The organism is Romboutsia weinsteinii (genome assembly GCF_002250835.2).
Classification (GTDB): domain Bacteria; phylum Bacillota; class Clostridia; order Peptostreptococcales; family Peptostreptococcaceae; genus Romboutsia_A; species Romboutsia_A weinsteinii.
The window spans coordinates 1-24,404 of the sequence record NZ_NOJY02000029.1 but is presented as its reverse complement, the minus strand read 5'-3'; the positions used below and the strand labels follow the sequence as shown (position 1 = coordinate 24,404).

26 protein-coding genes and 1 other annotated feature are annotated in these 24,404 nt (G+C 29.8%); of the genes, 25 read left to right on the top strand and 1 reads right to left on the bottom strand.

The features are described from left to right. Positions 1-17 precede the first annotated feature (17 nt). The 25 genes from fdhD (at position 18) to CHL78_RS13800 (ending at position 22,965) form a co-directional block, all read left to right on the top strand. The gene (gene fdhD / locus CHL78_RS13920; protein ID WP_094366454.1) at positions 18-782 is read left to right on the top strand and encodes a formate dehydrogenase accessory sulfurtransferase FdhD; all 765 of its coding nucleotides are present in this window, start codon (positions 18-20) and stop codon (positions 780-782) included. A 266-nt stretch (positions 783-1,048) separates the two neighbouring features. Beyond that, positions 1,049-2,416: a rhodanese-like domain-containing protein gene (locus CHL78_RS13915; RefSeq protein WP_094366455.1), complete on the top strand. Its 1,368-nt coding sequence runs from the start codon at positions 1,049-1,051 to the stop codon at positions 2,414-2,416. An 11-nt stretch (positions 2,417-2,427) separates the two neighbouring features. Further along, positions 2,428-2,862 carry a hypothetical protein gene (locus CHL78_RS13910; RefSeq protein ID WP_094366456.1) on the top strand — a complete coding sequence of 145 codons (435 nt, stop codon included), beginning with the start codon at positions 2,428-2,430 and terminating at the stop codon, positions 2,860-2,862. 33 nt (positions 2,863-2,895) lie between these two features. After that, complete coding sequence (locus CHL78_RS13905) at positions 2,896-3,606, top strand: rhodanese-like domain-containing protein (RefSeq protein WP_094366457.1); 711 nt, start codon at positions 2,896-2,898, stop codon at positions 3,604-3,606. 268 nt (positions 3,607-3,874) lie between these two features. Then, positions 3,875-4,456, top strand: coding sequence for a TVP38/TMEM64 family protein (locus CHL78_RS13900; RefSeq protein ID WP_330408637.1), 582 nt, complete (start codon positions 3,875-3,877; stop codon positions 4,454-4,456). Between the two features lie 47 nt (positions 4,457-4,503). After that, positions 4,504-5,640, top strand: a complete 1,137-nt coding sequence (locus CHL78_RS13895; RefSeq protein WP_094366459.1) for a (Fe-S)-binding protein — start codon at positions 4,504-4,506, stop codon at positions 5,638-5,640. A 19-nt stretch (positions 5,641-5,659) separates the two neighbouring features. After that, the gene (locus tag CHL78_RS13890) at positions 5,660-6,331 is read left to right on the top strand and encodes a TVP38/TMEM64 family protein (protein WP_199534056.1); all 672 of its coding nucleotides are present in this window, start codon (positions 5,660-5,662) and stop codon (positions 6,329-6,331) included. 15 nt (positions 6,332-6,346) lie between these two features. Next, positions 6,347-6,931 (top strand): CDP-alcohol phosphatidyltransferase family protein, encoded by a 585-nt coding sequence (locus CHL78_RS13885; RefSeq protein ID WP_094366461.1) that lies wholly within the window; start codon positions 6,347-6,349, stop codon positions 6,929-6,931. A 54-nt stretch (positions 6,932-6,985) separates the two neighbouring features. Beyond that, complete coding sequence (locus CHL78_RS13880) at positions 6,986-8,194, top strand: ABC transporter substrate-binding protein (protein WP_094366462.1); 1,209 nt, start codon at positions 6,986-6,988, stop codon at positions 8,192-8,194. Continuing rightward, positions 8,187-9,047, top strand: coding sequence for an ABC transporter permease (locus CHL78_RS13875; protein ID WP_094366463.1), 861 nt, complete (start codon positions 8,187-8,189; stop codon positions 9,045-9,047). Before CHL78_RS13880 ends, CHL78_RS13875 begins: the two co-directional genes overlap by 8 nt. Before the next feature lie 8 nt (positions 9,048-9,055). After that, positions 9,056-9,853 (top strand): ABC transporter permease, encoded by a 798-nt coding sequence (locus CHL78_RS13870; protein WP_094366464.1) that lies wholly within the window; start codon positions 9,056-9,058, stop codon positions 9,851-9,853. 25 nt (positions 9,854-9,878) lie between these two features. Beyond that, entirely contained in the window at positions 9,879-10,919 is a 1,041-nt protein-coding gene (locus tag CHL78_RS13865; RefSeq protein WP_094366465.1) for an ABC transporter ATP-binding protein, read from the top strand. Positions 10,920-11,049: 130 nt separating this feature from the next. Beyond that, a complete protein-coding gene (locus tag CHL78_RS13860) occupies positions 11,050-11,265 on the top strand; it encodes a helix-turn-helix domain-containing protein (protein WP_094366466.1) in 216 nt (71 codons plus the stop codon). Positions 11,266-11,354: 89 nt separating this feature from the next. Continuing rightward, positions 11,355-11,600: a binding site (T-box leader), on the top strand. Positions 11,601-11,658: 58 nt separating this feature from the next. After that, positions 11,659-12,357 (top strand): 5'-methylthioadenosine/adenosylhomocysteine nucleosidase, encoded by a 699-nt coding sequence (locus tag CHL78_RS13855; protein ID WP_094366467.1) that lies wholly within the window; start codon positions 11,659-11,661, stop codon positions 12,355-12,357. A 15-nt stretch (positions 12,358-12,372) separates the two neighbouring features. After that, a complete protein-coding gene (gene trpS / locus CHL78_RS13850; RefSeq protein WP_094366468.1) occupies positions 12,373-13,377 on the top strand; it encodes a tryptophan--tRNA ligase in 1,005 nt (334 codons plus the stop codon). A 133-nt stretch (positions 13,378-13,510) separates the two neighbouring features. Next, positions 13,511-13,894: a DUF5665 domain-containing protein gene (locus CHL78_RS13845; protein ID WP_094366469.1), complete on the top strand. Its 384-nt coding sequence runs from the start codon at positions 13,511-13,513 to the stop codon at positions 13,892-13,894. A gap of 11 nt (positions 13,895-13,905) precedes the next feature. Continuing rightward, the gene (locus tag CHL78_RS13840; protein ID WP_094366470.1) at positions 13,906-14,400 is read left to right on the top strand and encodes a TraR/DksA C4-type zinc finger protein; all 495 of its coding nucleotides are present in this window, start codon (positions 13,906-13,908) and stop codon (positions 14,398-14,400) included. A 27-nt stretch (positions 14,401-14,427) separates the two neighbouring features. Next, positions 14,428-15,210, top strand: coding sequence for a polysaccharide deacetylase family protein (locus CHL78_RS13835; protein ID WP_094366471.1), 783 nt, complete (start codon positions 14,428-14,430; stop codon positions 15,208-15,210). Positions 15,211-15,283: 73 nt separating this feature from the next. Next, on the top strand, positions 15,284-15,745 hold the full coding sequence (gene lspA, locus CHL78_RS13830; protein WP_094366472.1) for a signal peptidase II: 462 nt from the start codon (positions 15,284-15,286) through the stop codon (positions 15,743-15,745). Beyond that, positions 15,745-16,656 (top strand): RluA family pseudouridine synthase, encoded by a 912-nt coding sequence (locus CHL78_RS13825; RefSeq protein WP_094366473.1) that lies wholly within the window; start codon positions 15,745-15,747, stop codon positions 16,654-16,656. The genes lspA and CHL78_RS13825 overlap by 1 nt, the downstream gene beginning before the upstream one ends. Before the next feature lie 263 nt (positions 16,657-16,919). Further along, a complete protein-coding gene (gene pyrR / locus CHL78_RS13820) occupies positions 16,920-17,453 on the top strand; it encodes a bifunctional pyr operon transcriptional regulator/uracil phosphoribosyltransferase PyrR (RefSeq protein ID WP_094366474.1) in 534 nt (177 codons plus the stop codon). Positions 17,454-17,555: 102 nt separating this feature from the next. Then, positions 17,556-18,800 (top strand): uracil-xanthine permease family protein, encoded by a 1,245-nt coding sequence (locus CHL78_RS13815; RefSeq protein ID WP_094366475.1) that lies wholly within the window; start codon positions 17,556-17,558, stop codon positions 18,798-18,800. Between the two features lie 140 nt (positions 18,801-18,940). Next, entirely contained in the window at positions 18,941-20,119 is a 1,179-nt protein-coding gene (locus CHL78_RS13810) for a M20 metallopeptidase family protein (RefSeq protein ID WP_094366476.1), read from the top strand. A 24-nt stretch (positions 20,120-20,143) separates the two neighbouring features. After that, on the top strand, positions 20,144-21,691 hold the full coding sequence (locus tag CHL78_RS13805; protein WP_094366477.1) for an AbgT family transporter: 1,548 nt from the start codon (positions 20,144-20,146) through the stop codon (positions 21,689-21,691). 260 nt (positions 21,692-21,951) lie between these two features. Next, positions 21,952-22,965: a BMP family lipoprotein gene (locus CHL78_RS13800; RefSeq protein WP_094366478.1), complete on the top strand. Its 1,014-nt coding sequence runs from the start codon at positions 21,952-21,954 to the stop codon at positions 22,963-22,965. Between the two features lie 67 nt (positions 22,966-23,032). Here the strand turns inward: CHL78_RS13800 and CHL78_RS13795 are convergent. Beyond that, on the bottom strand, positions 23,033-24,404 hold a 1,372-nt coding region (locus CHL78_RS13795; protein ID WP_147295826.1), incomplete at its 5' end, for an Rqc2 family fibronectin-binding protein.

Here is a 24,404-nt window from a genome sequence, read left to right as displayed (position 1 = left end):
AAGGATAATTTAATTCTATGGATGTAGTAGAAAAATATAATATAAAAAGATATATCGATGATGAGATTTTAGAGGTAGAAGATAATATTATAGTTGAATATTTATTTACCATATATATAGATAATAAAGAATTTATTACTTTGATATGTACTCCAAAATCTTTAAGGGAGTTGGCTGTTGGTTTCTTATTCTCTGAAGGAATTATAAGAGATATACATGACATTAATAGTATGGAAGTTTTTGAAGAGAAGGGGTGTATCAATATAAGGTTAGAAAGTAAAGAATTATACAATAAGAAAATTAGCGAAAAGAGAGCCATAACCACAGGGTGCGGAAAAGGAAGTATTTATTATAAAGAATTAGATAATTTAAACTCATTTGAAGATAGTATAAAAAAAACGTTAGACTTTTCTAAACTTGTAAAAATTATGAATGAGTTTAATACAAAATCTAAGATATTTTTAGAAACTGGTGGAGCTCATAGTGTTGCTCTTAGTGATCTTGAGCATACTATATTCTTTGAAGAAGATATAGGAAGGCACAATGCCCTAGATAAAATTATTGGAAGATGTATAGACAATAATATAGATGTATCAGATAAAGTTATACTAACAAGTGGTAGGGTGACATCTGAGATTATATTAAAGTGTGCGAAGCTTAATATAAATTATATTATATCTAGATCAGCTGCTACTAACATTGCTATTGATTTAGCACAGAAGTTAAACATGAGAGTGATTGGATTTGCTCGTGGAAGTAAAATGAATGTTTACTCGGAATAGATTTAAAATATAAATAAAGAAAAAGCTTATTGAAGATGTAATGTTATATTTTCAATAAGCTTTTTTTATTAATAAGAAAGCTTAATTTTAATTTTATTATATTAGCAATATTCAGTAAATAAATTTTAAAAACATAGATAAAATAAATATATAAAACAAGTAGTATAGATAATATCTATAAAACTTTACTTACATATATTGGTGGGTATAATGAGAAGAGAGAATGTTGTAAAACACGAGAAAAATAGGTTATAAGGAGGTATGATATGTCGATAAAACATATTAAAAATATTGCTTTAAGTGCAGTATTAGTATTAAGTATTACTGCTTTATCTGCATGTAGTAAGGATGAAGATAAAAGTGAACCTTTAGCAGAATTAGATTTAAAAACTATAACGACAGAAGAGTTACAAAGTAATCTAGAAGATGACTCTTGGATAGTAGTTGATACAAGACAAAATGATGCGTATAATGGATGGTCATTAGATAATGTTGAAAGAGGGGGTCATATAGAAGGTGCAGTAGATTTCTCTGCTAACTGGTTAGATGTAGACTCTGATAAAAAAGATGAAGTATTGGATGAAGCCCTAAAAACTAAAGGTATAGATTCTAATAAAAATATAGTTTTATATGATGCTAATGGAGAAGATGTAAAGTCTGTAGCAAACTATCTTAATGAAAAAGGCTATAATAAATTATATACATATGATGTAAGTGAATGGGCTAAAGATGAAAAACTTCCAATGGTTAGTTATAAAAACTATAAAATGATAGTACCACCACAAGTAGTAAGAGAAGTTTTAGATGGTAAAACTCCGGAAACTTTTGAAAATGCTAAAAATATAAAAATTGTTGAAGCTAGTTGGGGAGAAGAAAGTGAAGCTTACTCTAAGGGACATGTTCCTACTAGTGTTCATATAAATACAGATACAGTAGAACCACCACCAAATTGGATGCTAGCTAATGATAAAGATTTAGCTAAATTTGCATTGGATTATGGATTTACTAAAGATGACACTGTAATAGTTACGGGACCTGACACGATGGCATCATATAGAGTAGCAGTTATACTTCGTTATATAGGTATATCTGATGTAAGAGTACTAAATGGCGGGAATGATGCGTGGGTTTCAGCTGGATACGAATTAGAAACAAAGAGTAACCAAAAAACTCCAGGTGATAATTTTGGAGCAACAATACCATCAAATTCTGACTTAATAGATACAATACCAGAAATTAAAGAAGCACTAGATGACCCAAAATTCACATTAGTTGATAACCGTAGTTGGAAAGAGTATATAGGTAAAGAGTCTGGATATAGCTACCATGATAAGGCTGGTCGTATACCAGGCGCTGTATATGGATATGCAGGTACAAGCTCTGTCACATTAGAGGATTATAGAAATATTGACAATACTATGAGAAATGCGGATGAAATAAAAGCATTATGGGATAGTTCGAAAATAGATACAAATAATCACTTATCATTTATGTGTGGTAGTGGATGGAGAGCGGCAGAAGTTCTAACTTATGCCAATGTTATGGGATTTGAAAATACATCATTATACAGTGATGGATGGATAGGATGGAGTAGTGATACTTCAAATCCTACGGAAACAGGAGAACCTAAATAGGTAATAATATTATGAAAAAAGTGATTAAATTAACGTTATATATATTAGCATTAATTCTACAAATAAGTACTTTATGCGGTGTTTTTATAGTTCAATATTTAACTAATAAAAAAGCTGGTGTAATGCGACATGTATATTCCAGAAAATATCAATTTGAAAATAGTATATTTTCGCAGCAAAATATATCTATGCTAAAAGTAGGATCAATACTTGCTATAATATTAATCTTAATATTTTTAATGTATGTAATTAAAAATAAAAAAGATTTATTTTGTAAGGTACAAGCCTCTATAACATTGATTATGAGTATGGCGGTTTATATAGTAATAAGTAGTAATTATTTTAGTGAGAAGCTAGCTTACCATTACTTTATAATGGGATTTGCATTAGTATTGTTAATACAAATGATTGTATTACTAAGTACAGCTTTTGCAGCTAAAAGTTAATAAATATCAAATCATATTGGGAGGAGTATTAAAATGAAAATTAACAAGAAATTTAAAGTATTATCAGTGGGGATGTTATTAGTTTTATCATTAGGTGTGATTGGATGTTCTTCTAAGGGGGAAGAAGGCTATAGTGAAATTGATGCAGCTAAAACAGAAGAATTAGTTGGTGAAAACGAAAAAACTTTAGTAATAGATGTTAGAGATTCAGAAAAGTATGCAGCTGGTCACTTAGCAGATGCTATAAATATACCATTTGATGAATTTGAAGCAAGGATAGATGAGTTAGCAGGATACGAAAATCAAAATATAGTTTTAATATGTAACACAGGAAATAAAAGTGGTAAAGCAGCTAAGATGTTAGTTGATAAAGGATTTAAAAAAGTTAACAATGCTCAAGATGGAATGGAGGAGCATGATTACAAAACAGTTACTTATAATAATGTAACTGGAGGAGCGTTTGAAAAATTAGCATCTGAAAATAAAAATGCAGTGGTAGTAGATGTTAGAGATGCAAAGGACTATGATAAGAGTCACATAGAAAATTCAATAAATATACCAATAGATGATTTTGAAGCTAAGTTTAATGAGCTTGATGAATATAAGGACAAAGATATATTAATATACTGTTCAATTGGTAGAAGAAGTGCTAAAGCAGCAGGAATATTAACTGAAAATGGTTACGAGAAAGCTACTAATTCAGTAGATGGTGTAAAAGAATACGAGTTTAAATTATCTAAATAATTTAATATAATAGGGGGGAGTATTAACTTTTTATACACCCCTTATTTTAAGTTTGGATAAGAATATATTATTGTATTAAATAATTATAAATTAAGTTTAAAATTATAAAAATCAATAAATAGTATAAGGTAAGGGGTGCATTATTATCAATAATATTAGTAACAGAAAAAAAAGTATTAATAAGCCATTTTGGATTACGTCAGGTATATTAGTATTAGCAGTAGTATTATATTTATTTATTCCATCTGTAAATGAAATAATAAATAAAATGACTTCATACTTAGTAGCATTAGATATGGAAGGATTAAAGCAATACATATTATCGTTTGGAGTATGGGCACCTATAATATCATTTTTACTTATGATACTTCAATCAGTTGCAGCTCCACTTCCAGCATTTGTTATAACCTTTGCTAATGCAGCTTTATTTGGATGGGTGTATGGAGCGATACTTTCTTGGAGTAGTGCAATGGCTGGAGCAGCACTATGCTTCTATATAGCTAAGTTTTTAGGACGTGATGTTGTAGAAAACCTAACAAGTAAATTTGCGATTAAGAGTGTAGATGAATTCTTTGAAAAATACGGAAAACACACAATATTAATAGCTAGACTATTACCATTTATGTCGTTTGACTTAGTGAGTTATGCAGCCGGTCTTACATCAATGGGATTTGTATCATTTTTTGTGGCTACAGGAATAGGACAACTTCCAGCAACTATTGTTTATTCATATGTAGGTGGTATGCTTACAGGTGGTGCTAAATTAATGATGACAGGATTACTTACTCTATTTGCACTTAGCATATTAATTTATGTTGTAAGAAGAGTATGGAGTGAAAATAAAAGATAAATCAAAGGTTTAGTATACAAAAGCCTTTATAAGTTGGAGGTACGATTATGCATAAAATAAATTTAGATAAAAAAACATTAGATATAGTTGAAGATAAAAATAAAGATTGCATAAATTGCAAAAAATGTTTTAGCGTATGTCCAATGATGAAAGAGTATAGTGCATCTCCAAGAGAACTTATGGAAAAAATCATTGAAGATAAGGCTATAGACAAAGACATACCCTATTCATGTATGCTTTGTAATATATGTAAGGTAAAATGTCCAAAAGATATAGATTTAAAGGATATGTTTTATAATATTAGAAAAGATATATTTTTTAATAATCCAAAGGAATTAAAAAATATGGGATATAATACTGTAAAATTTCATCAAGTAAATAGTTTTTCTTCTTTGTTTTCACGTGATTTTACAGATAATAAGACTAAAAAGATATTTTTACCTGGATGTAGCCTTTCTAGTTATAGTAGTGAGATAGTAATAAATACTTTTGAATATTTAAAATCTCATATAGATGATATCTCATTAACTATTGAATGTTGTGGAAAGCCTACCTTAGCTATGGGAGATACTGAAAAGTTTAAAAAATATTATACAAAACTAGATAAAATTTTTAATAAAAATGATATCTATGAGGTGATAGTTGCTTGTCCAAACTGTTTTGATACTATAAGAAAGAACAGTAATAATATTAAAGTAACACCTCTGTGGAGTGTGATTAAAGAATATGGACTACCCGAGGGTATTCAAAACAATTATTTAGATGTAAAGGCGGAATTTTCATTACATGACCCATGTCCTGTAAGATATGAGCCTGAAATCCATGAAGATGTTAGAGATATACTTAAACTATTAGGCGTAAAAATAGTTGAGTTTGATAAAAATAGAGAGAATAGTGAATGTTGTGGTTCAGGAGGAATGGTGAGAGTGACAAATAATCAAATCTCACTAAGCCAAACGAATAAAAGAGCTAGAGAAGCTAAAACTGACACAGTAATATCTTATTGTGAGTCTTGTTGTGAGTCTATGATGCTAGCCAATAAGTCTACACTGCACATACTTGATTTTATTTTTAATGAAGAAGTAATAAATAAAAATACATTTACACAAAATAATACCTCGGTAATAGATAAATGGAAAATGAGATATAAGACAATAAAATTAGCTAAAAATATAAAACTATAAATATGAAAGAGGCTTTATAGTGAAGAAAAATAATAAAAATACATTAAAATTAATAATTGGAGTACTATTTTTAATTATTGTAATAATTGCAATATGTAAAATATGTAGCTTAAACTTAGGTATAGATGATATAAAAGGTTATGTAGATTCTTTTGGTAAATTTGCGCCTATAGTATATATTATAATGTTTGCATTAATACCTCTTACACTTTTCCCTGACTCGATTTTAGCGATAGCTGGAGGTTTAGTATTTGGATTATTTAGAGGATATATTTATACAACTATAGGGGCACTTATAGGTGGAACTATATCATTTTTTATTTCTAGATATTGGGGAAGAGATGTAGTTAAAAAGCTTACAAAAGAAAAACTAGATAAAATAGAAAATATGATAAATAATAGAGGGTTTGTAATCGTATTTTTATTAAGGTTAATACCGCTGTTCCCATTTGATGTAATAAGTTATGGATCTGGATTGACATCGATAAAGTATAAAGATTTTTTATTAGCTACATTTTTTGGAACAATACCAGGGATATTAGTGTTTACAAATTTAGGAGCAGAGTCGGTAAATATAGGTAGCAATAGTTTTTATTTATCTATATCAGCTTTAATATTATTATTTATAGTATCTATTTTTTTAAAAAATAAATTTATATTAAACAATTTAATCGATGACAGTAATAACTAAATTTAGGAGGCATAAATGTTAGATACACATGCTAGAAAATATGTAAATCCGGTAATAGAGTGTGGAGCTAAGTTTTTATTAAAGCTAAAGTTAACACCTAATAATGTTACTTTATTAGCGCTATTACTTGGGATATCTACTTCAATATTTATATATTTTGATATGAATATAGTTGCAGTAATTGTACTGTGGTTATCAGGATATTTAGATGCAGTAGATGGAGCGATGGCTAGAAGAAGTAATACATCTTCTTCATTTGGTACTTTATTAGATATTGTTTCAGATAGAGTGGTTGAATTAAGTATGATATTAGTACTTGGGTTAATGTTTGTTGATGTAAGATTCAACTTAATAATACTTACTGCGAGTATACTTATATCTATGACTGTATTTTTGACAGTTGGAGCATTAACGGAGAAAAAAGGAATGAAATCATTTTATTACCAAGCTGGTGTAGCAGAGAGAAGTGAAGGGTTTATTATGTTTTCACTTATGATTTTACTTCCTAATTACTTGGGAGTAATTACTAATATATTTTCAATATTAGTGCTATTTACTGCTATGCAAAGATTTTTTGAAGCAAAGAAAATATTGGATTAAGCGTATATCTTACGTTTGAACAAAATAACATTGTATGACAGAGGGAGAATTAAAATGAAAAAGAGACTTTTGAGTATGTTATGTATAATACTTACTATAAGTTTAGTAGGGTGTTCTAAACCTTCTACTACAGAAGAGATAAATGTATTAGAAAGTAGTTATGAAGAAATTTTAGAAAGTGCAAAGGGAAGCACAGTAAACTTCTATGGATACGGTGGAGACGAAGTAATGAATAAGTGGTTCGACTCTTATGTAGTAAAACAAATGAAAGAAAGATATGATATAACTGTAAAAAGAGTTGGTATGAATATAGATGAGATATTAAATCAATTGATATCTGAAAAACAAGCTAATAGCGATAAAGGTGTTATAGATTTAATATGGATAAATGGGGAAAACTTTAAAACTGCAAAAGAAAATGATTTATTATTTGGACCTTTTGTGGATAAATTACCTAACTATCAAAATTATGTAGACGGAAACTCAGATGATGTAACTACAGATTTTGGGACTGATGTAGATGGTATGGAGGCTCCTTGGGGGAAAGCTCAGTTTGCAGTTGCAGTTAACTCAGATAAGATAAAGCAACATATAACTGATACAAAAAGTTTATTAGAAGTACTTAAAGAAAACCCAGGTAAGTTTACATACCCAGCGCTTCCGGATTTTACATCTAGTGCATTTGTAAGGAATGTTATATATGACATAGTAGGGTACGAAAATGTAGCTGAATTGCCTGAAGATGAAGAGGTAGTAAAAAAAGCAATACAACCAGCAATGGATTATTTAAATGAAATAAAACCTTACTTATGGAATCAAGGTAAAACTTATCCAGCAACAACTTCTCAATTAGACAACATGTATTCTGATAATGAAGTATACTTCACTATGACATATTCTCCAAATTCATTCTTAGGCAGAATAGAAAGTGGAGAATTTAGTAAAGCTACAAAGATAATAGAATTCAACAGTGGAAATCTAAGTAATACTCATTTTTTAGCTGTAGCTCAAAACTCTCAAAATAAAGCTGGTGCTATGGTATTAGCAGATTTCTTAATGAGTATTGATGCACAAGGTTCTAAAACAGATAGTAATAACTGGGGAGATGCTACAGTGTTAGATATGAACAAAGTGCCTGCTGATGAAAAATCTAAGTTTAGTGAAAGATCTATTGTTATAGAAAATGCAGTTCCTGAACTAAGTGCAGGGATGGTTCCTATAATAGAAAAGATATGGACTCAAGAGGTATTAGAGAGTGAATAATAAAATAAAGCCTTATATACTTATTGCACCAGTAGGAATAGTACTTATATGTATAATGAGTTGTGGACTTGTAACATGCTTATTACAAAGCTTAGGATACTTCCAACAAATAGGGCTTAATGAAATTAGTTTTGATTATTACAAAGAGATTTTAGGAGATGCGTCTTTTCTAAGGTCTCTTCTCTTTAGTTTGAAAACATCTTTAATTTCAGCTATAGTTTCAGTTATTATAGGTGTTCTATTAGCTTATCTATTATCTCAAGATAAGTTTTCAAAGTTGAGGAATGCAGTGTTGAATCTGCCTATAATAATTCCTCATATAGTTGTGGTTATATTGATGTTTTCTTTATTTTCTAAATCTGGAATAGTATCAAGGATACTATTTAATTTAAATATAATCAGCGATTCATCAGAATTTATAAATATAGTTTCTGATAAAAATGGGATAGGAATTATTCTTGTATATATTTGGAAAGGGATACCGTTTATGGCTATTACAACTTATAATATACTGAGAAATATTAGTGATAAGCTAGAGATGGTAGCTTTAAATTTAGGGGCTAATAAATTACAAAACTTTAGGTATATTACGTTACCACTAGCTATGCCAGCTATAATATCATCATTTATAATACTATTTACATTTGCATTTGGATCATTTGAAGTACCATTTTTAATTGGACCAAGTACTCCAAGAGCGCTGCCTGTACACGCTTACCTGAGTTATATAAGCTCAGACTTAACACAAAGGTCTAGTGCAATGGTCATTAACATTATACTATCTAGTGTAAGTTTTATCTTATTGATTATATATAATAAAATATTTGAAAAAATGTACAAATATAAATTGTAGGTGCATACATGAAAAAAATTAAAAGACTAATCTTAGACATAATACTAATAGTTTTTACTGTTCCCCTTTTGATACTAGTTGTTTGGTCATTTACGACTAGTTGGCCATTTCCAGACTTCCTACCAAGCAGTTTATCATTTAGGGGATTAGAATATATCTTTAATATTGAAAATTTAAAGGTACTAACCAATAGTATTTTAATATCTGTAGTAGTAGTAGTAATCACTGTTATTATAAGTATTCCTGCGGCTAAAGCCATAGCCTTATATGAATTTAAAGGAAAGAAATTTTTTGAACTTTTAGTACTATCACCACTTATCATACCGATGATTTCTATAGCTATGGGTGTACATATTACTTTTATAAGAATTGGAATAGCAAACACTATTTTAGGGGTAATAATTATAAATTTACTACCATGTATACCTTATGCTGTTAGAATAATAGGGGATGTATATAAATTAGTTGGAGATAAGCTTGAAATTCAAGCTAGGCTGTTAGGTGCGAGTAAATTTAATACTTTTAAATATATAACATTACCATTGATACTTCCAGGTATTATAGGAGCAAGTAGCATGTGCTTTATAATATCTTTTAGCCAGTATTTTTTAACTATGCTTATAGGTGGAGGTCGTGTAATTACCTATCCAATGATAATGTTTCCATATATTCAAAGTGGGGATAGAACAATATCATCCTTATATAGTATAGCTTTTTTAGTAGTAAGTATAGTGGTTTTAATACTTATTGAATATAGAATAAAAAAATATTATAGTAATAGTGACAGTAACTCATTTTTAGTATAGCTTAAGAAAAATTAAGGAGAAAATTATGTCAGATGTTAAACTAGTTAACGTGACTAAAAGTTTCAATAATATAAATGTATTAAAAAATATAAATTTAGACATATGTGAAGGGCAGATAATATCCTTATTAGGTCCATCTGGATGTGGTAAAAGTACAACTTTAAAATTAATATCAGGAATGATAGATATTGATGGTGGGGATATACTTATAGATAATAAGAGTGTAAATAATATAGCAACTGGGAAAAGAGATGTAGGTATAGTTTTTCAAGACTATTTACTATTTCCTCATATGAGTGTTTTTGAAAATATAGAGTTTGGCCTTAAGATGAGGAAAGTTAAAAAAGATGTTCGAGCTAAAAAAGTAAGAGAACTTATAGAGTTAGTAAAATTGACTGAATATGAAAATAAATATCCATCGGAGCTTTCTGGAGGTCAAAAGCAAAGGGTGGCTATTGCTAGAACCTTGGCAGTTAATCCTAAAATATTACTACTAGATGAGCCTTTTTCAAATTTAGATATTAATCTTAGAAATGAAATGAGAGAATTTGTTTCTGATCTTCAAAAAAAACTGAACATAACAACTATACTTGTTACTCATGATAAAGAAGAAGCATTAATGATGAGTGATAAAATAGCAGTTATGTTAGACGGAGAAATAAAGCAATTTGATACACCTAACAACTTATATGAGAGACCAAACAGCAAAGCAGTGGCTAATATCTTTGGAGAGAGAAATTATATAAATGGTATAATTAAAGATGGTAAATTTATTAGTGAAATTATTGAATCTGAATGTAAACCCAATGATAAATCTGGTTATGTAGAAGCAATGATACCTCAAGAAAACATTAAAATATATCCCGAAAGTTACAAAAAAGGTGCAAATGGAATTATCACAAAGAAGAAGTATGCTGGAGAAAAAACATATTACTATATCGAAGTGAATGATGTCGTACTAAAGTCTAGTTGCACTAGTAATTTATTTAATAAAGGTGATAATGTAATGGTTATAGTAGAGTCGAGTGGTATAATATATTTTAATATGGAAAATACATATTCATAATAAATTAAGATAGCTGCTATAAATCTATTAGTATTTAGATTTGTAGTAGTTTTTTATTTATTATGAGTATGGTATTATTTAGATAACAAATAAAATATGAAAAATGATTTAACCATATAAGGAGATAAATATGGCAATTATAGTTAATCTAGATGTAATGATGGCAAAGCGTAAAATGTCTTTAACTGAGCTTGCTAAAAAGATTGATATAACAAATGCAAATCTATCAATACTAAAAAATAATAAGGCGAAAGCAATAAGATTCTCAACATTAAATGAAATATGCAAAATACTAGATTGTCAGCCTGGGGATATATTAGAGTATGTAGAAGATGAAGAGTATTAGAGTAAAAAGTTATTAATTAAAATATAAATCTTTCAACTTAGTGGGTTGACAATTGTATTAGTAAGTCATATGATATTAGAAAAAGAATAAATAATCCTGTGAGAAGGGAAAGTAGCTAGGTTAAGATTCATTACAGAGAATTAGGTATGGTGAGAGCTTAATAGGAAAGACTTAGTGAATGGGCCTTTGAGGAATAAAGGGAAACATGGTGTATTATTATCATGGAGTATCTAAAATCGTGACTGCACGTTATAGCAGATATTGAGAGATATATACTTAGTTTTATTAGTATATATAAATTAGGTGGTACCGCGGAAAATCTATCCGTCCTATTAATTTAGGACGGATTTTTTAATACAAAAAATTATTAAACTTATAATATAGGAGGTAATTATGAACAGAATAGGTATAATTGGAGCAATGGATGAAGAGGTAGATATATTAGTAGAACTAATGGATATAAAAGAAACAGTAGAAAAAGCTAGTTTGAAATTCTATGAAGGAACTCTAGAGGGAAAAGATATAGTATTAGTAAGATGTGGAATAGGTAAGGTAAACTCAGCTTTATGTGCACAAATATTAATAAGTGAATTTAAAGTAAATGCTATAGTTAATACAGGAGTTGCAGGAGCTTTACATGATGATTTAGATGTTCAAGATATTGTAATATCAACTGATGCAATACAACATGATATGGACGCGACTGTATTTGGATATAAAAAAGGTATTGTTCCAAGAATGGAAAATTCAACTTTTGTAGCTGATGAAAAACTTATACAGGCTGCTTATGATTCATCAGTAGCAGAAGCTAAGTCTAACAAGGTAGTTAAAGGTAGAGTAGTATCAGGGGACATATTTATAAGTTCTAAAGAATTAAAAGATGAGTTAGTAAAAGAGTTTGATGCTTACTGTGGAGAAATGGAAGGGGCAGCTATAGCTCACGTTTGTACTTTAAATGATGTTCCTTTCGTAATAATAAGAGCTATGTCTGATAAAGCAGATGGAAGTGCAGATGTAACATATGAAGAGTTTGTAGTTGAAGCTGCTAAGAACTCTAAGGATATAGTTCTAAATATGTTAAAGTCAATATAATTAGGAGGCATAAAAATGAGCGAAAAAAAAGTAATATTTAGTGGAATACAACCCTCAGGAAAACTAACTCTTGGAAACTACTTAGGAGCATTAAGAAATTTCCCTAAATTCCAAGATGAATATGATTGCTACTATAGTATAGTTGATTTACATGCGATAACGGTACCTCAAGAAGCTAAAAACTTAAGAGCAAATACTATGGAAATACTTGCTCAATATTTAGCTTGTGGTCTAGATCCAGAGAAAAATACTATATTTATACAATCACATGTAAGTGCACATACTGAACTTATGTGGATATTAAATACAATGACTTACATGGGTGAACTAAGTAGAATGACTCAATTTAAAGATAAATCACAAAAAAGTGAAGCAAACTTAAATGCAGGTCTATTTACTTACCCGGTTCTTATGGCTGCTGATATACTTTTATATCAAACAGACTTAGTACCAGTTGGAGAAGACCAAAAGCAACATTTAGAATTAGCGCGTGATTTAGCTAGTAGATTTAATAATAGATACTCACCTACATTTAAGGTGCCAGATGGATATATACCAAAAGAAGTAGGAAGAGTAATGAGTTTACAAGAACCTACTAAGAAAATGAGTAAATCAGACGAAAATGAAAATGCATTTATATTATTATCAGATGATGATGATGCAATAAGAAGAAAAATAAAAAGAAGTGTAACCGATTCTTTAGGAATAGTACAATATGATAAAGAGCAACCTGGTATAAAGAATCTAATAGATATATACTCTCAACTAGATAACAAAAAAGCTGAAGATATAGTTGCTATGTACGAAGGTAAAGGGTACGGAGTGTTTAAAGAAGATGTAGCTGAGGTTATAGTTGAAACTTTAAAACCGATAAGAGAAAACTATATAGATCTTCTTAAAAATAAAGACTACCTAGAACAAGTATATGCAAATGGTGCTAACAAAGCTGAAAGACAAGCTAGAAAAACGCTTAGAAAAGTATACAAAAAAGTTGGATTAATAGAAAGAAAATTCTTATAAGATAAAATAAAAATAAGGCATAGATAAGTTGTATTTATATAATTTATTTATGTCTTATTTTTTTGTATTTTTAAAAGGATTTTTTCACATACTAATTTCGAGTAATTGTGTTTCATAAAAAGGATGTGAAAATGTGAAACATAGAAAAAATAAAAAAGAGCCAATAGAAGAAATAGAACATATAAGCATGAAAGAGCTAGATAGAATGCTTAATGATATTTATTTATCAGATGATACTTCAAAAGAGCTTGGCTTAATCAAAAGATATTTAGAGAGGCTTATGCTAATAATAGAAAGAAGTAGAATAAGAGAATATATGATGCTTACTGATAGCAAAAGAAGGCTATTTGTAATAAATTTTGTGGCAGGTCTAGGAAAGGGATTTGGACAGGCAATAGGGTTTACTATGCTTGCAGCAGTTGTATTTTATATGCTTAGTTTTTGGATAAAGTTGCCTATAATAGGAGAATTCATAGCAAAGCTATTAGATATTGTTGAAAATTATAGAAAAAGGTAGAGGTGTTAAATATGGATACGAATAAATATAAAAATGAGTTATTAAAAGAAAAGGCTAAACTTACTAGTTTAATAGGAGAGATGCAAGATAATACAGTATTTGGAAATACTAGTGAGCATACAAGTGAGAGATATACATCAGGAGAGTTATCAAGCTACGATAATCATATTGCTGATATGGCTACAGACGTATTTATGCAAGATATGCAAAATAGTCTTACTAATCATGAAAAAGGAAAATTATTTAATGTTGAGGTTGCACTTTCTAAAATAGAAAATGGTACTTACGGAATATGTGATCACTGTAGAGAACAAATAGATGAAGACAGATTAGATATATTACCAGAAACTGGTTTATGCTCTAATTGTGCCAATAATAATGATAGCGTGCTAACTGATACTACTCATCCAGATACAAATATAATTAATAATCAAGATGGATTTAATTCTGGAGTACTTAGAGAGCTAACTAACATGAATAAAACAGATAGATCTATAGAATATTAAAATACATTAAAAAGAGGGCGCATTAATATGAAAAAAGTTGCATATACGCTATTTACTGTGTTATTAATAGGTTTAGCAATATATTCATTCAGTAGATATGACGAAAAAACTAGCCAAGCTATGAATCTTGAAAATGATATTATTAATGATTATGAAGATATTATAATTAAAAGAGGTAATGAAGATGAAAAAATTGTTGCATTAACATTTGATGATGGTCCAGACAAAGATTATACTCCTCAAGTTTTAGATATATTAAAGAAACATGATGTTAAGGCTACATTCTTTGTAGTTGGAGAAAATGTAACTTGGAATCCAGAATTAATAAAAAGAGAATATGAAGAAGGTCATGAAATAGGGAATCATACTTTTACTCATATTAATGTAGCAAAAAAGGCATATGGAGAAATAGATAAAGAAATAAGTCAAACCCAGGAGGAAGTAAAAAAGGTTATAGGACAAGAACCGAAGTTATTTAGACCTCCATACAGAGCAATAAGTAAAAATATGTGTGATATTATAAAATCAAAAAATATGAACATAATCTTATGGTCTAACTTAGACCCAAGGGATTGGTCAAATCCTGGTGTTGGATATATTATTAATACCATAAACAACAAGGTAGAAAATGGAAATATAATATTACTTCATGATTATAATAGGGTAAGAGTAAAAAGAAGTCAAACAATACAAGCTTTAGAAGTTATAATACCTGCATTGAAAGAGAAAGGATATGAATTTGTAACAGTTTCTGAATTAATAAATCGTTTAGAAAATAAAAATTCAGATGAAAAGCCAACACAAAAATAAATTGCTTCCATAGAGGAAGCTTTTTTTTGTATAATAGTATTTATAAATAATATTTAAGGGGGCACTTTAATTCATGTATGAAATAATTATAGCTTTATTAATAGGTATAGATCAATTATCTAAGTTATGGGCGTTAAACTCTCTGCAAAAAATTGGAAGTATACCAGTAATTGAAAATATATTTCATCTTACTTATGTAGAAAACAGAGGTGCTGCGTTTGGAATGTTACAAAATAATCAGATGATATTTATTATAGTTGCTTTGGCAGCGTCTATTTTTGGATTATATTATATACATACCAAAAAGGTAAATATAATAGGTAAGGCAGGTATTATACTTATAATATCTGGTGCAATTGGAAACTTAATAGATAGAGTAAGGTTAGGATTTGTTGTAGATTATTTTGATTTTAGAATAATATGGCAGTATGTATTTAATGTTGCAGATGTATTTGTGGTTGTAGGAACTATATTGCTATGTGTATACATACTATTTTTTGAAGACAAGAAAGAAGATAAGAAGCAGGTGAAATAATGGAAGAAGTTAGAGAATTTTTAGTACTTGAAGATGAAGAAGGAGATAGACTAGATGTATATTTATCTTCGCAATTAGGAGATATGTCAAGAAGTTATATTCAAAGGATAATAAAAGATAAAAAAGTAAAAGTAAATAATAAAGAAGAAAAAGCAAAATATTTAGTAAAGGAAGAGGATAAAGTAGTAATAGAAATACCAAAACCTAAAATACTTGAGGTAACGCCTCAAGATATACCTATAGACATTGTGTACGAGGACAATGATGTACTTATTATTAATAAGCAACAAGATATGGTAGTACATCCTGCCCCAGGTAATTATGAGAATACGTTAGTAAATGCAATATTATATCACTGTAAGGACAAGCTATCATCTATAAATGGAATAATAAGACCTGGTATAGTTCATAGAATAGATAAAGATACATCTGGTCTATTGATGATTGCTAAGAATAATAATGCTCACAATTCTTTAGCGGAGCAATTAAAAGACCACTCAATAACTAGAGAATATGAATTTATATGCCATGGAGTAGTTAAAGATGATAAAATAACCGTGAATAAGCCAATAGGAAGAAATCCTAAGGACAGGCTTAAAATGGCTGTCGTAAAGGATGGTAAAAATGCAGTTACTCACTTTGAAGTAGTTAGAAGGTATGAGAACTTTACACATATGAGAGCAAGGCTTGAGACAGGAAGGACTCACCAAATAAGAGTTCATGCTTTATCAATAAATCATCCGCTTTTAGGAGACCCTATATACGGTCCTAAAAATATTAAATTTAAGTTGAATGGCCAAACTTTACATGCAAAAAAAATAGGATTTATACATCCGACTACGAAAAAATATATAGAATTTGACTCGGAATTACCTGATTATTTCCAGGATATTATTAGTAAGCTTAAATAAGGCTTGTAAAATTTTATCTAAAATTATATAATTTATATAATGTAGAAAATACCTTTAATTGATACAGAGATATCATAAGGCATAAAAGAACATGTTGTAGGATTTTGTAGTACATACAAGCTTCTTGTCTTATTGATAAGAAGCTTTTTGAATTAAAGGAATTTATGAATAATAATTAATTAGTTTTTAAAACTAATCAATATGTTGCTTAAACACTGAGTAAAAATGAGTAAAGTGAATTATAAAATCATAGGAGGTCAGAAATGAGAGAAAAGGCCCAATTAATGGATGAAAAAGCAATAGGAAGAGCGATAACAAGAATAAGTCACGAAATAATTGAAAAAAACAAAGGTGTAGAAGAAATAGTGTTAGTAGGTATAAAAACTAGAGGAGTACCTATAGCTAATAGAATATCTAAGAAGATAGAGCAAATTGAAGGTGCAGGCGTAAATACTGGAGAGTTAGATATAACACTTTATAGAGATGATTTGAAGAAGGTTGATGTAGATCCGGTACTTAATGGATCAAACATACCTTTTGATATAAATGATAAAATAGTTATTTTAGTAGACGACGTGCTATATACTGGAAGGACTGTAAGATCAGCACTAGATGCAGTTATGGATATAGGAAGACCTAGATCTATTCAGCTTGGAGTATTAGTAGATAGAGGTCACAGAGAACTACCAGTTAGAGCTGATTATGTTGGAAAAAATGTTCCGACATCTAAAAGCGAAATAATATCAGTAAAGTTAGCTGAAACTGATGGAGAAGATTCAGTAACTATCAAAGAGTAGAAGCATACAATATATGAGGTTTATATTGCCTTTTAATTCAGTACAGAGATACTGGAAAAGGGAGATTGAGTTCTCCCTAAATTAAAATTTGGGAGGTTTTTTATGAAAAAAACAATAATGTCATTTCAACATTTACTAGCTATGTTTGGAGCTACTGTATTAGTTCCAATATTAACAGGGTTTAATCCATCTGTAGCAATATTCTGTGCAGGTATAGGAACTTTAATTTTCCATCTATGTACAAAGGGAAAAGTACCTGTATTTTTAGGTTCAAGTTTTGCCTTTATACCAGTAATAATTGCAGCTACAGAAGCTAGTGGAGGAGATAAGGCTTATGCACAAGGTGGAATAATGGTTGCAGGTTTAATGTATGTTGCGATGTCTTTAGTAATTAGATTAGTTGGGGTAGATAAAATAAAGAAATACTTCCCAGCTCAAGTTACAGGAGCAATGATTGCAGTTATAGGATTAAACTTATTACCAACAGCATTTGATATGGCATCAGCAAACATATTAATAGCAGCAGTTACTTTAGGAGTAGCACTATGTATAAATAAATTTGCTGTAGGATTTATAAAGCAATTAGGTATATTAATAGCGGTAGTAGTAGGATACGTATTATGCTTAGTATTAGGATTGGTAGATACCTCTACAATTACAAGTGCAAGTTTACTAGCTATGCCAAGTTTTACATTACCTAAATTTAGCTTAGAAGCTATAGTTATAATAGCGCCGGTTGTATTAGCAGTATTTATGGAACATATAGGTGATATGACAACAAATGGAGCTGTTGTAGGTAAGAATTTCATAGAAGATCCAGGATTAAATAGAACTCTACTTGGAGATGGATTAGCTACAATAGTAGCTGGATTTTTAGGTGGACCAGCAAATACTACGTACGGAGAAAACACAGCAGTACTTGCAATAACTAAAAATTATGACCCAGCACTATTAAGACGTACAGCAGTAATAGCTATGTTACTTGCATGCGTAGGTAAGTTTGGAGGATTCCTTCAAAGTATACCAGGAGCAGTTATGGGAGGAATAAGTATATTATTATTCTCTATGATAACTTTAGTAGGAGCTAAAACTATCAAAGATAGCTCTTGCACACAAAATAAAAATAATATTATAATCATAGCTACTATTATGATTATAGGTCTTGGAACTACTTACTTAGGAAATAAAGGTATAACTATAGGAATACCAATAACTGAGAGCGTTAAAATAACAGGATTAAGTTTAGCAGCTATAATAGGAATTATTTTAAATAGATTATTAAACAATGAAGACTTCAGAGGCAAAGAGAAAGAAGTTGTTACAGCAAAAACTACAACTGCACAATAATTTACTAAAAAAAGTCACTTTATCTAAATTTAGATAGGGTGACTTTTTTTAGTAAAAAGAAATATATACTATGTAACTAACATAGAGTTATACACGGGGAGTATCTAAAAAATTAATAACTATATGTTGGAGGTATTTAGATGGTTGGAAAAGTAAAAACTCTATCAGAAAAATATTATGAAAGGACTAAGGATATAAGACACTTGATACATATGTACCCAGAAGATGGATACAAAGAGCATAAGACATCTAAAATAATTATTGATGAACTAGAAAAGATGAATATAAAAGTTACTAAGAATGTAGCTAAAACAGGCGTTGTTGGATTAATAGAAGGAAAGTATCCTGGTAAAACTGTTCTGTTAAGAGCTGATATGGATGCTTTGAAACTTGATGAAAAAGCAGACGTAGAATATAAGTCAAAGATACCTGGGATGATGCATGCGTGTGGGCATGATGGTCATGTAGCAGGTCTCCTAGGAGCTGCAATGATTCTAAATGACCTTAAAGATGAATTACATGGAAAGGTCAAATTGGTTTTTCAACCGGCTGAAGAGCGAGATGGGGGAGCAAAGCCGATGATAGAGGAGGGCGTACTTGAAAATCCTAATGTTGACGCCGTATTTGGAGCTCATTTATGGGGAGCTTTAAAGGAAGGTCAGGTACATGTGAAGCATGGAGCTATGATGGCAGCACCAGATATATTTGTATTTAAAATTATTGGTGTAGGGGGGCATGGATCAACACCACATCAAGGAATAGATCCGATAGTACTAACATGTCAAGTTATAAATACTATACAGACGATAGTAAGTAGAAAGACAAATCCATTAAATCCAATAGTGATAAGTTGTGGAAGAATACAAGGTGGAGATTGTCATAATGTAATACCTAACGAGGTTGAAGTAGAGGGGACTATAAGAACATTTACTCAAGAGGATAGAGAATTAGTACCTAAGCTAATGGAAGACATAATAAGGGGCATAACATCATGCCAGGGAGCTAGTTATGAATTTTATTATGAGGCTAAGTATCCAGCACTCATAAATGATAGCAAAATGACAGATTTAGTAAAAGAATCAGTAGGCAAAATAATAGGATCAGAAAATGTATTTGAGTTAAGAGAAGCTACAATGGGTGCAGAAGACTTTGCATTTTTTACACAAAAAGTACCAGGATCATTTTTCTTTGTAGGAATAGCAAAAGATGATCAAAAACCAGTGCTACATCACAATCCATATTTTAGATGGGAAGACAAAAATATAAAAATACTATCACAAAGCTTATCTCAAGTTGCAGTAGACTTCTTAAATAAATAAAAAACTTATGTGAGGGGGATATATATGGGTAAATCTAAAAGTATGAAAAAGAAAGGCAGTGTATTAGATAGTATATTAAACTGGGTAGAAAAGGTAGGTAATAAATTGCCAGATCCGGTTACAATATTTATAATTCTATCAGTAGTAGTATTTATTCTATCGGCGATAATATCAAGTCAAAATGTATCAGCAATACATCCATCAACAGGAGAGACGATACAATCTATAAATTTGTTATCAAAGGAGCAGATACAAATATTTATGGGAAGTATTGTTTCAAATTTTCAATCATTTGCGCCACTAGGATTAGTATTAGTTACAATGCTTGGAGCAGGTGTTGCAGAAAAAACAGGTCTAATGGAAACTTTAATGAAGTGTGGTATAAACAAAGTACCTAAAAGTTTAGTAACAGTAACAGTAATATTTGCTGGTGTAGTTGCCAATGCAGTTGCTGATGCAGGATTTGTAGTATTACCGCCACTTGCAGCGATCGTATTTATAGGTGTTGGAAGACATCCGTTACTAGGTATGTTTGCTGGATATGCAGGCGTTGCAGCTGGTTTTGCAGCTAATGTAACAGTAAGTATGATAGATGTTTTATTAGCAGGCTTTACAATACCATCAGCTCAAATGATTGATCCTAACTATGTAGGTAATCCAGCTATGAATCTATATTTCCTGTTACTATCAGCTGTAGTACTAACTATTCTTGGAGCATTTGTTACAGAACGATTTATAGCACCTCGATTTGAAAATCATGATGAAATAGCTCTGGACAAAGAAGAAAATAATATGGTTAGTGATATTGAAGCTAAAGGACTTAAATATGCTATATACTCTATATTAATAATGGCAGTAGTATTGGTGGGATTATCTTTAGGTGAGAATGCATTTTTAAAAGACCCAGAAACAGGGTCAATACTATCTAATGGTTCAACTTTAATGAAAGGTATAGTTCCTATAATTACTATAGTATTCTTGGTTCCGGGATTTATATATGGTAAGGTAACTAAGACTATTAAAAATGATAAGGACTTAGTATCTTTAATGGGAGCATCAATGAGTGATATGGGTTCTTATATAGTCTTGGCATTTGTAGCAGGTCAATTTTTATATCTATTTAATTCAAGTAATTTAGGTACGATTTTATCTATAAAAGGAGCAGAGTGGCTTCAAAATATTGGTATGACTGGAAAAGGACTTTTCGTAATCTTTGTACTATTTGCCGCATTTATAAATTTATTTGTTGGAAGTGCATCTGCAAAGTGGGCTATAATGGCACCAATATTTGTTCCTATGTTTTTATTATTAGGATACGACCCGGCTTTAACTCAAGTAGCATATCGTATTGGAGACTCTATAACAAATCCATTAAGTCCACTGTTCCCGTATTTCCCAATGCTTTTGGCTTTTGCAAAGAGGTATGATAAAAATATAGGAATGGGTACTATAATATCAAGTATGCTACCGTATTCAGTTGTATTTGGTATAGCATGGATAATTTTACTTATAATATTTATGGCATTAGGATTACCACTTGGACCAGGTGGAGGAATATTTTATACTATATAGATAAATATAAGATTAATCGCTTAGTTTAATGTAAACTAGGCGATTTTTAATTGTTATTTATAAGTGAGAATATATTTATAAATATATGTGAAAAATAGTAATTCAATTAAAATATTTAGCTATGCTAACTAAAAAGCTTAAGAAATAAAATAAAAACTATAGACAAATTTTAAAAAACATTATAAAATTAAACTCCGGTTACGAACTATAAAAAAAATATCATATTCAAAGTTCAGAATAATGATTTGAAGGAGGCACAAATGAAACTTAAAAAATTACTATCAATAGGAGCGTCATTAGTGGTAGGAGCATCATTATTAACAGGATGTTCATCAAAAGAAGAAAAGGAAGAGAGTGTTTCGGTAGCTATAGTACTAGGTGAAGGAAGTATAAATGACCAATCATTTAACCAATCTACTTGGGAAGGGTTAAAAAAAGCTAAAGAAGATTTTAATATAGAAATAAAGTATCTAGAATCAAAGCAAGAATCTGATTACATACAAAATATAGAAACACTATTAGATCAAGATACAGATCTAATAGTAGGTGTTGGTTATCAACTAAAAGACTCAATAGAAGAAATGGCAAAAGGATATCCAGATCAAAAGTTTGCAATATTAGATGAAACTTACGATGAGATACAAGCAAATGTTGTTCCTGTTGTTTTTAAGGAAGAAGAAGGAGCATATTTAGCAGGAGCTATAGCTGCTAAAATGTCTAAGACTAGTAATGTAGGATTTATAGGAGGTATGAAATCTCCTGCTGTACAGAAATACCACTATGGATTTAAGTATGGAGCAGAATCAACAGATTCAAAGGTTAAAGTCCATGAACAATATGCAAACTCATTTAGTGATCAAGCAAAAGGTAAATCAATAGCAATGCAAATGTATGCATCAAATGTAGATACAATACTTTCTGCAGCAGGTGATACAGGAACTGGAGCTATAGAAGCTGCTAGAGAAAATAACAAGTATGCAATTGGTGTAGATAGAGATCAAAGTTATCTAGCTGAAGATAATGTTATAACATCTGTATTAAAAAAATTAGATGTTGCATCATACAACTTAGCTAAAGATTTAGTTGAAGGAAACTATGTAGGTGGAAAAGAAAAGGTATATGGATTAAAAGAAGATGCAGTTGGTATAGCAGAGAGTGCAAAGAAACTAATACCACAAGATATATTGAATTTTGCTAATGAACAAGCAGATAAAATAAAGAGTGGAGAAATAAAAGTACCAAGAAATGAAGCAGAATATAAATCAATGAAGTAATATATAAATAAAAAAGCTAGATAAATAATCATAAGATTAATTTATCTAGCTTTTATTTATTTTAATTTTATTTAGGTTTTAGTTGTGCGACCATCTCTTCTGTAGGTGTAACATAAACTGTACTATTAGTTTCATAAATTACCATACCAGGCTTAGACCCGCTTGGTTTTTTAACATTTTTCTTACGAGTATAGTCAACAGGAACTTGAGCTGACATTTTAGATTTACTAAAGTAAGCTGCAAGCATTGCACCTTCATAAACTGTTTCATCACTAACTTCCTTACCAGCACACTTAATTATTACATGAGATCCAGGGATATTTTTTGTATGCATCCATATATCATCATAATCAGCAATTCTTAAAGTAAGATAATCATTTTGCTTGTTGTTTTTTCCTACTAAAATTTTAGTCCCATCAGAAGATATAAACTCATGAGGCTTAGTAGTAAGAGTTGTTTCTTTTTTAGCTTTTGCCTTACCTTGTGATTTGGCATAGCCTAACTTTACCAATTCTTCTCTTATATCTTGTAGCTCTGCAAGGTTTTCGCAATGCTCTATACTTAAAATAATGTTTTCTAAATAATCTATTTCTTCCTTATTCATAGACATTTGATGTGTAATTTCTTTTTTTGCAGTTTTAAGTTTATTATATTTTTTAAAGTATCTTTGACTATTTTCAGAAGGAGTAAGATTCTTCTTTAAATTAATTGTTACATTTTCATAGTCAGGACTATAGAAGTTTGCAACTTCGATATTTTCCATACCTTTTTCTATCATATAGATATAGGCTGTAAGAAGTTCACCTTTTATCTTGTATTTATCAGCATTGCCAGCTTCTATCAATTCTTCTTCTTGTTTTTGTTGCTTATTATAAAGTCTATCTAACTTTATAGATATGCTCTTTTTTAAATCAGAAGCACGCTGATGTATTCTATCTTTAATATCTTTAGTACGATAGTAATCCTCCAAAATCATAGACATACTATCTTTGTTTATATATGAAAGCTGATTGTATAAAGTTAAATTAACACAACTAAAGTCAATAACTTTATCTATCTTTTCATCTATAACTATAGATGGAGAATAATTATTCTCTCTTATACTATTAAATAAATTTTTAAATTCACTATACAGTGAGCTAAATTCCAAATCAGATAGATCACTAACTAAAGTTTTTTCATTTATCTTAGATCTAAAGCAAATCTCTTTGGAGATAATAGGACTTACACCTAGAAATTTAGAATATATACTTTTAGACACAGGGCCATCAAATCCACCTAAATAGTTAATAAAATCATCTTTAGATATATTATCTAGAGGATTTAATTTATCTTGTGCAGGTGGAAGTACATATGTATGTCCAGGAAGTATCTGGCGTACTCTACTTACACTAGTTGGAATTCTTTTGGCTGAATCTATTATTTTATTATCACTAGCA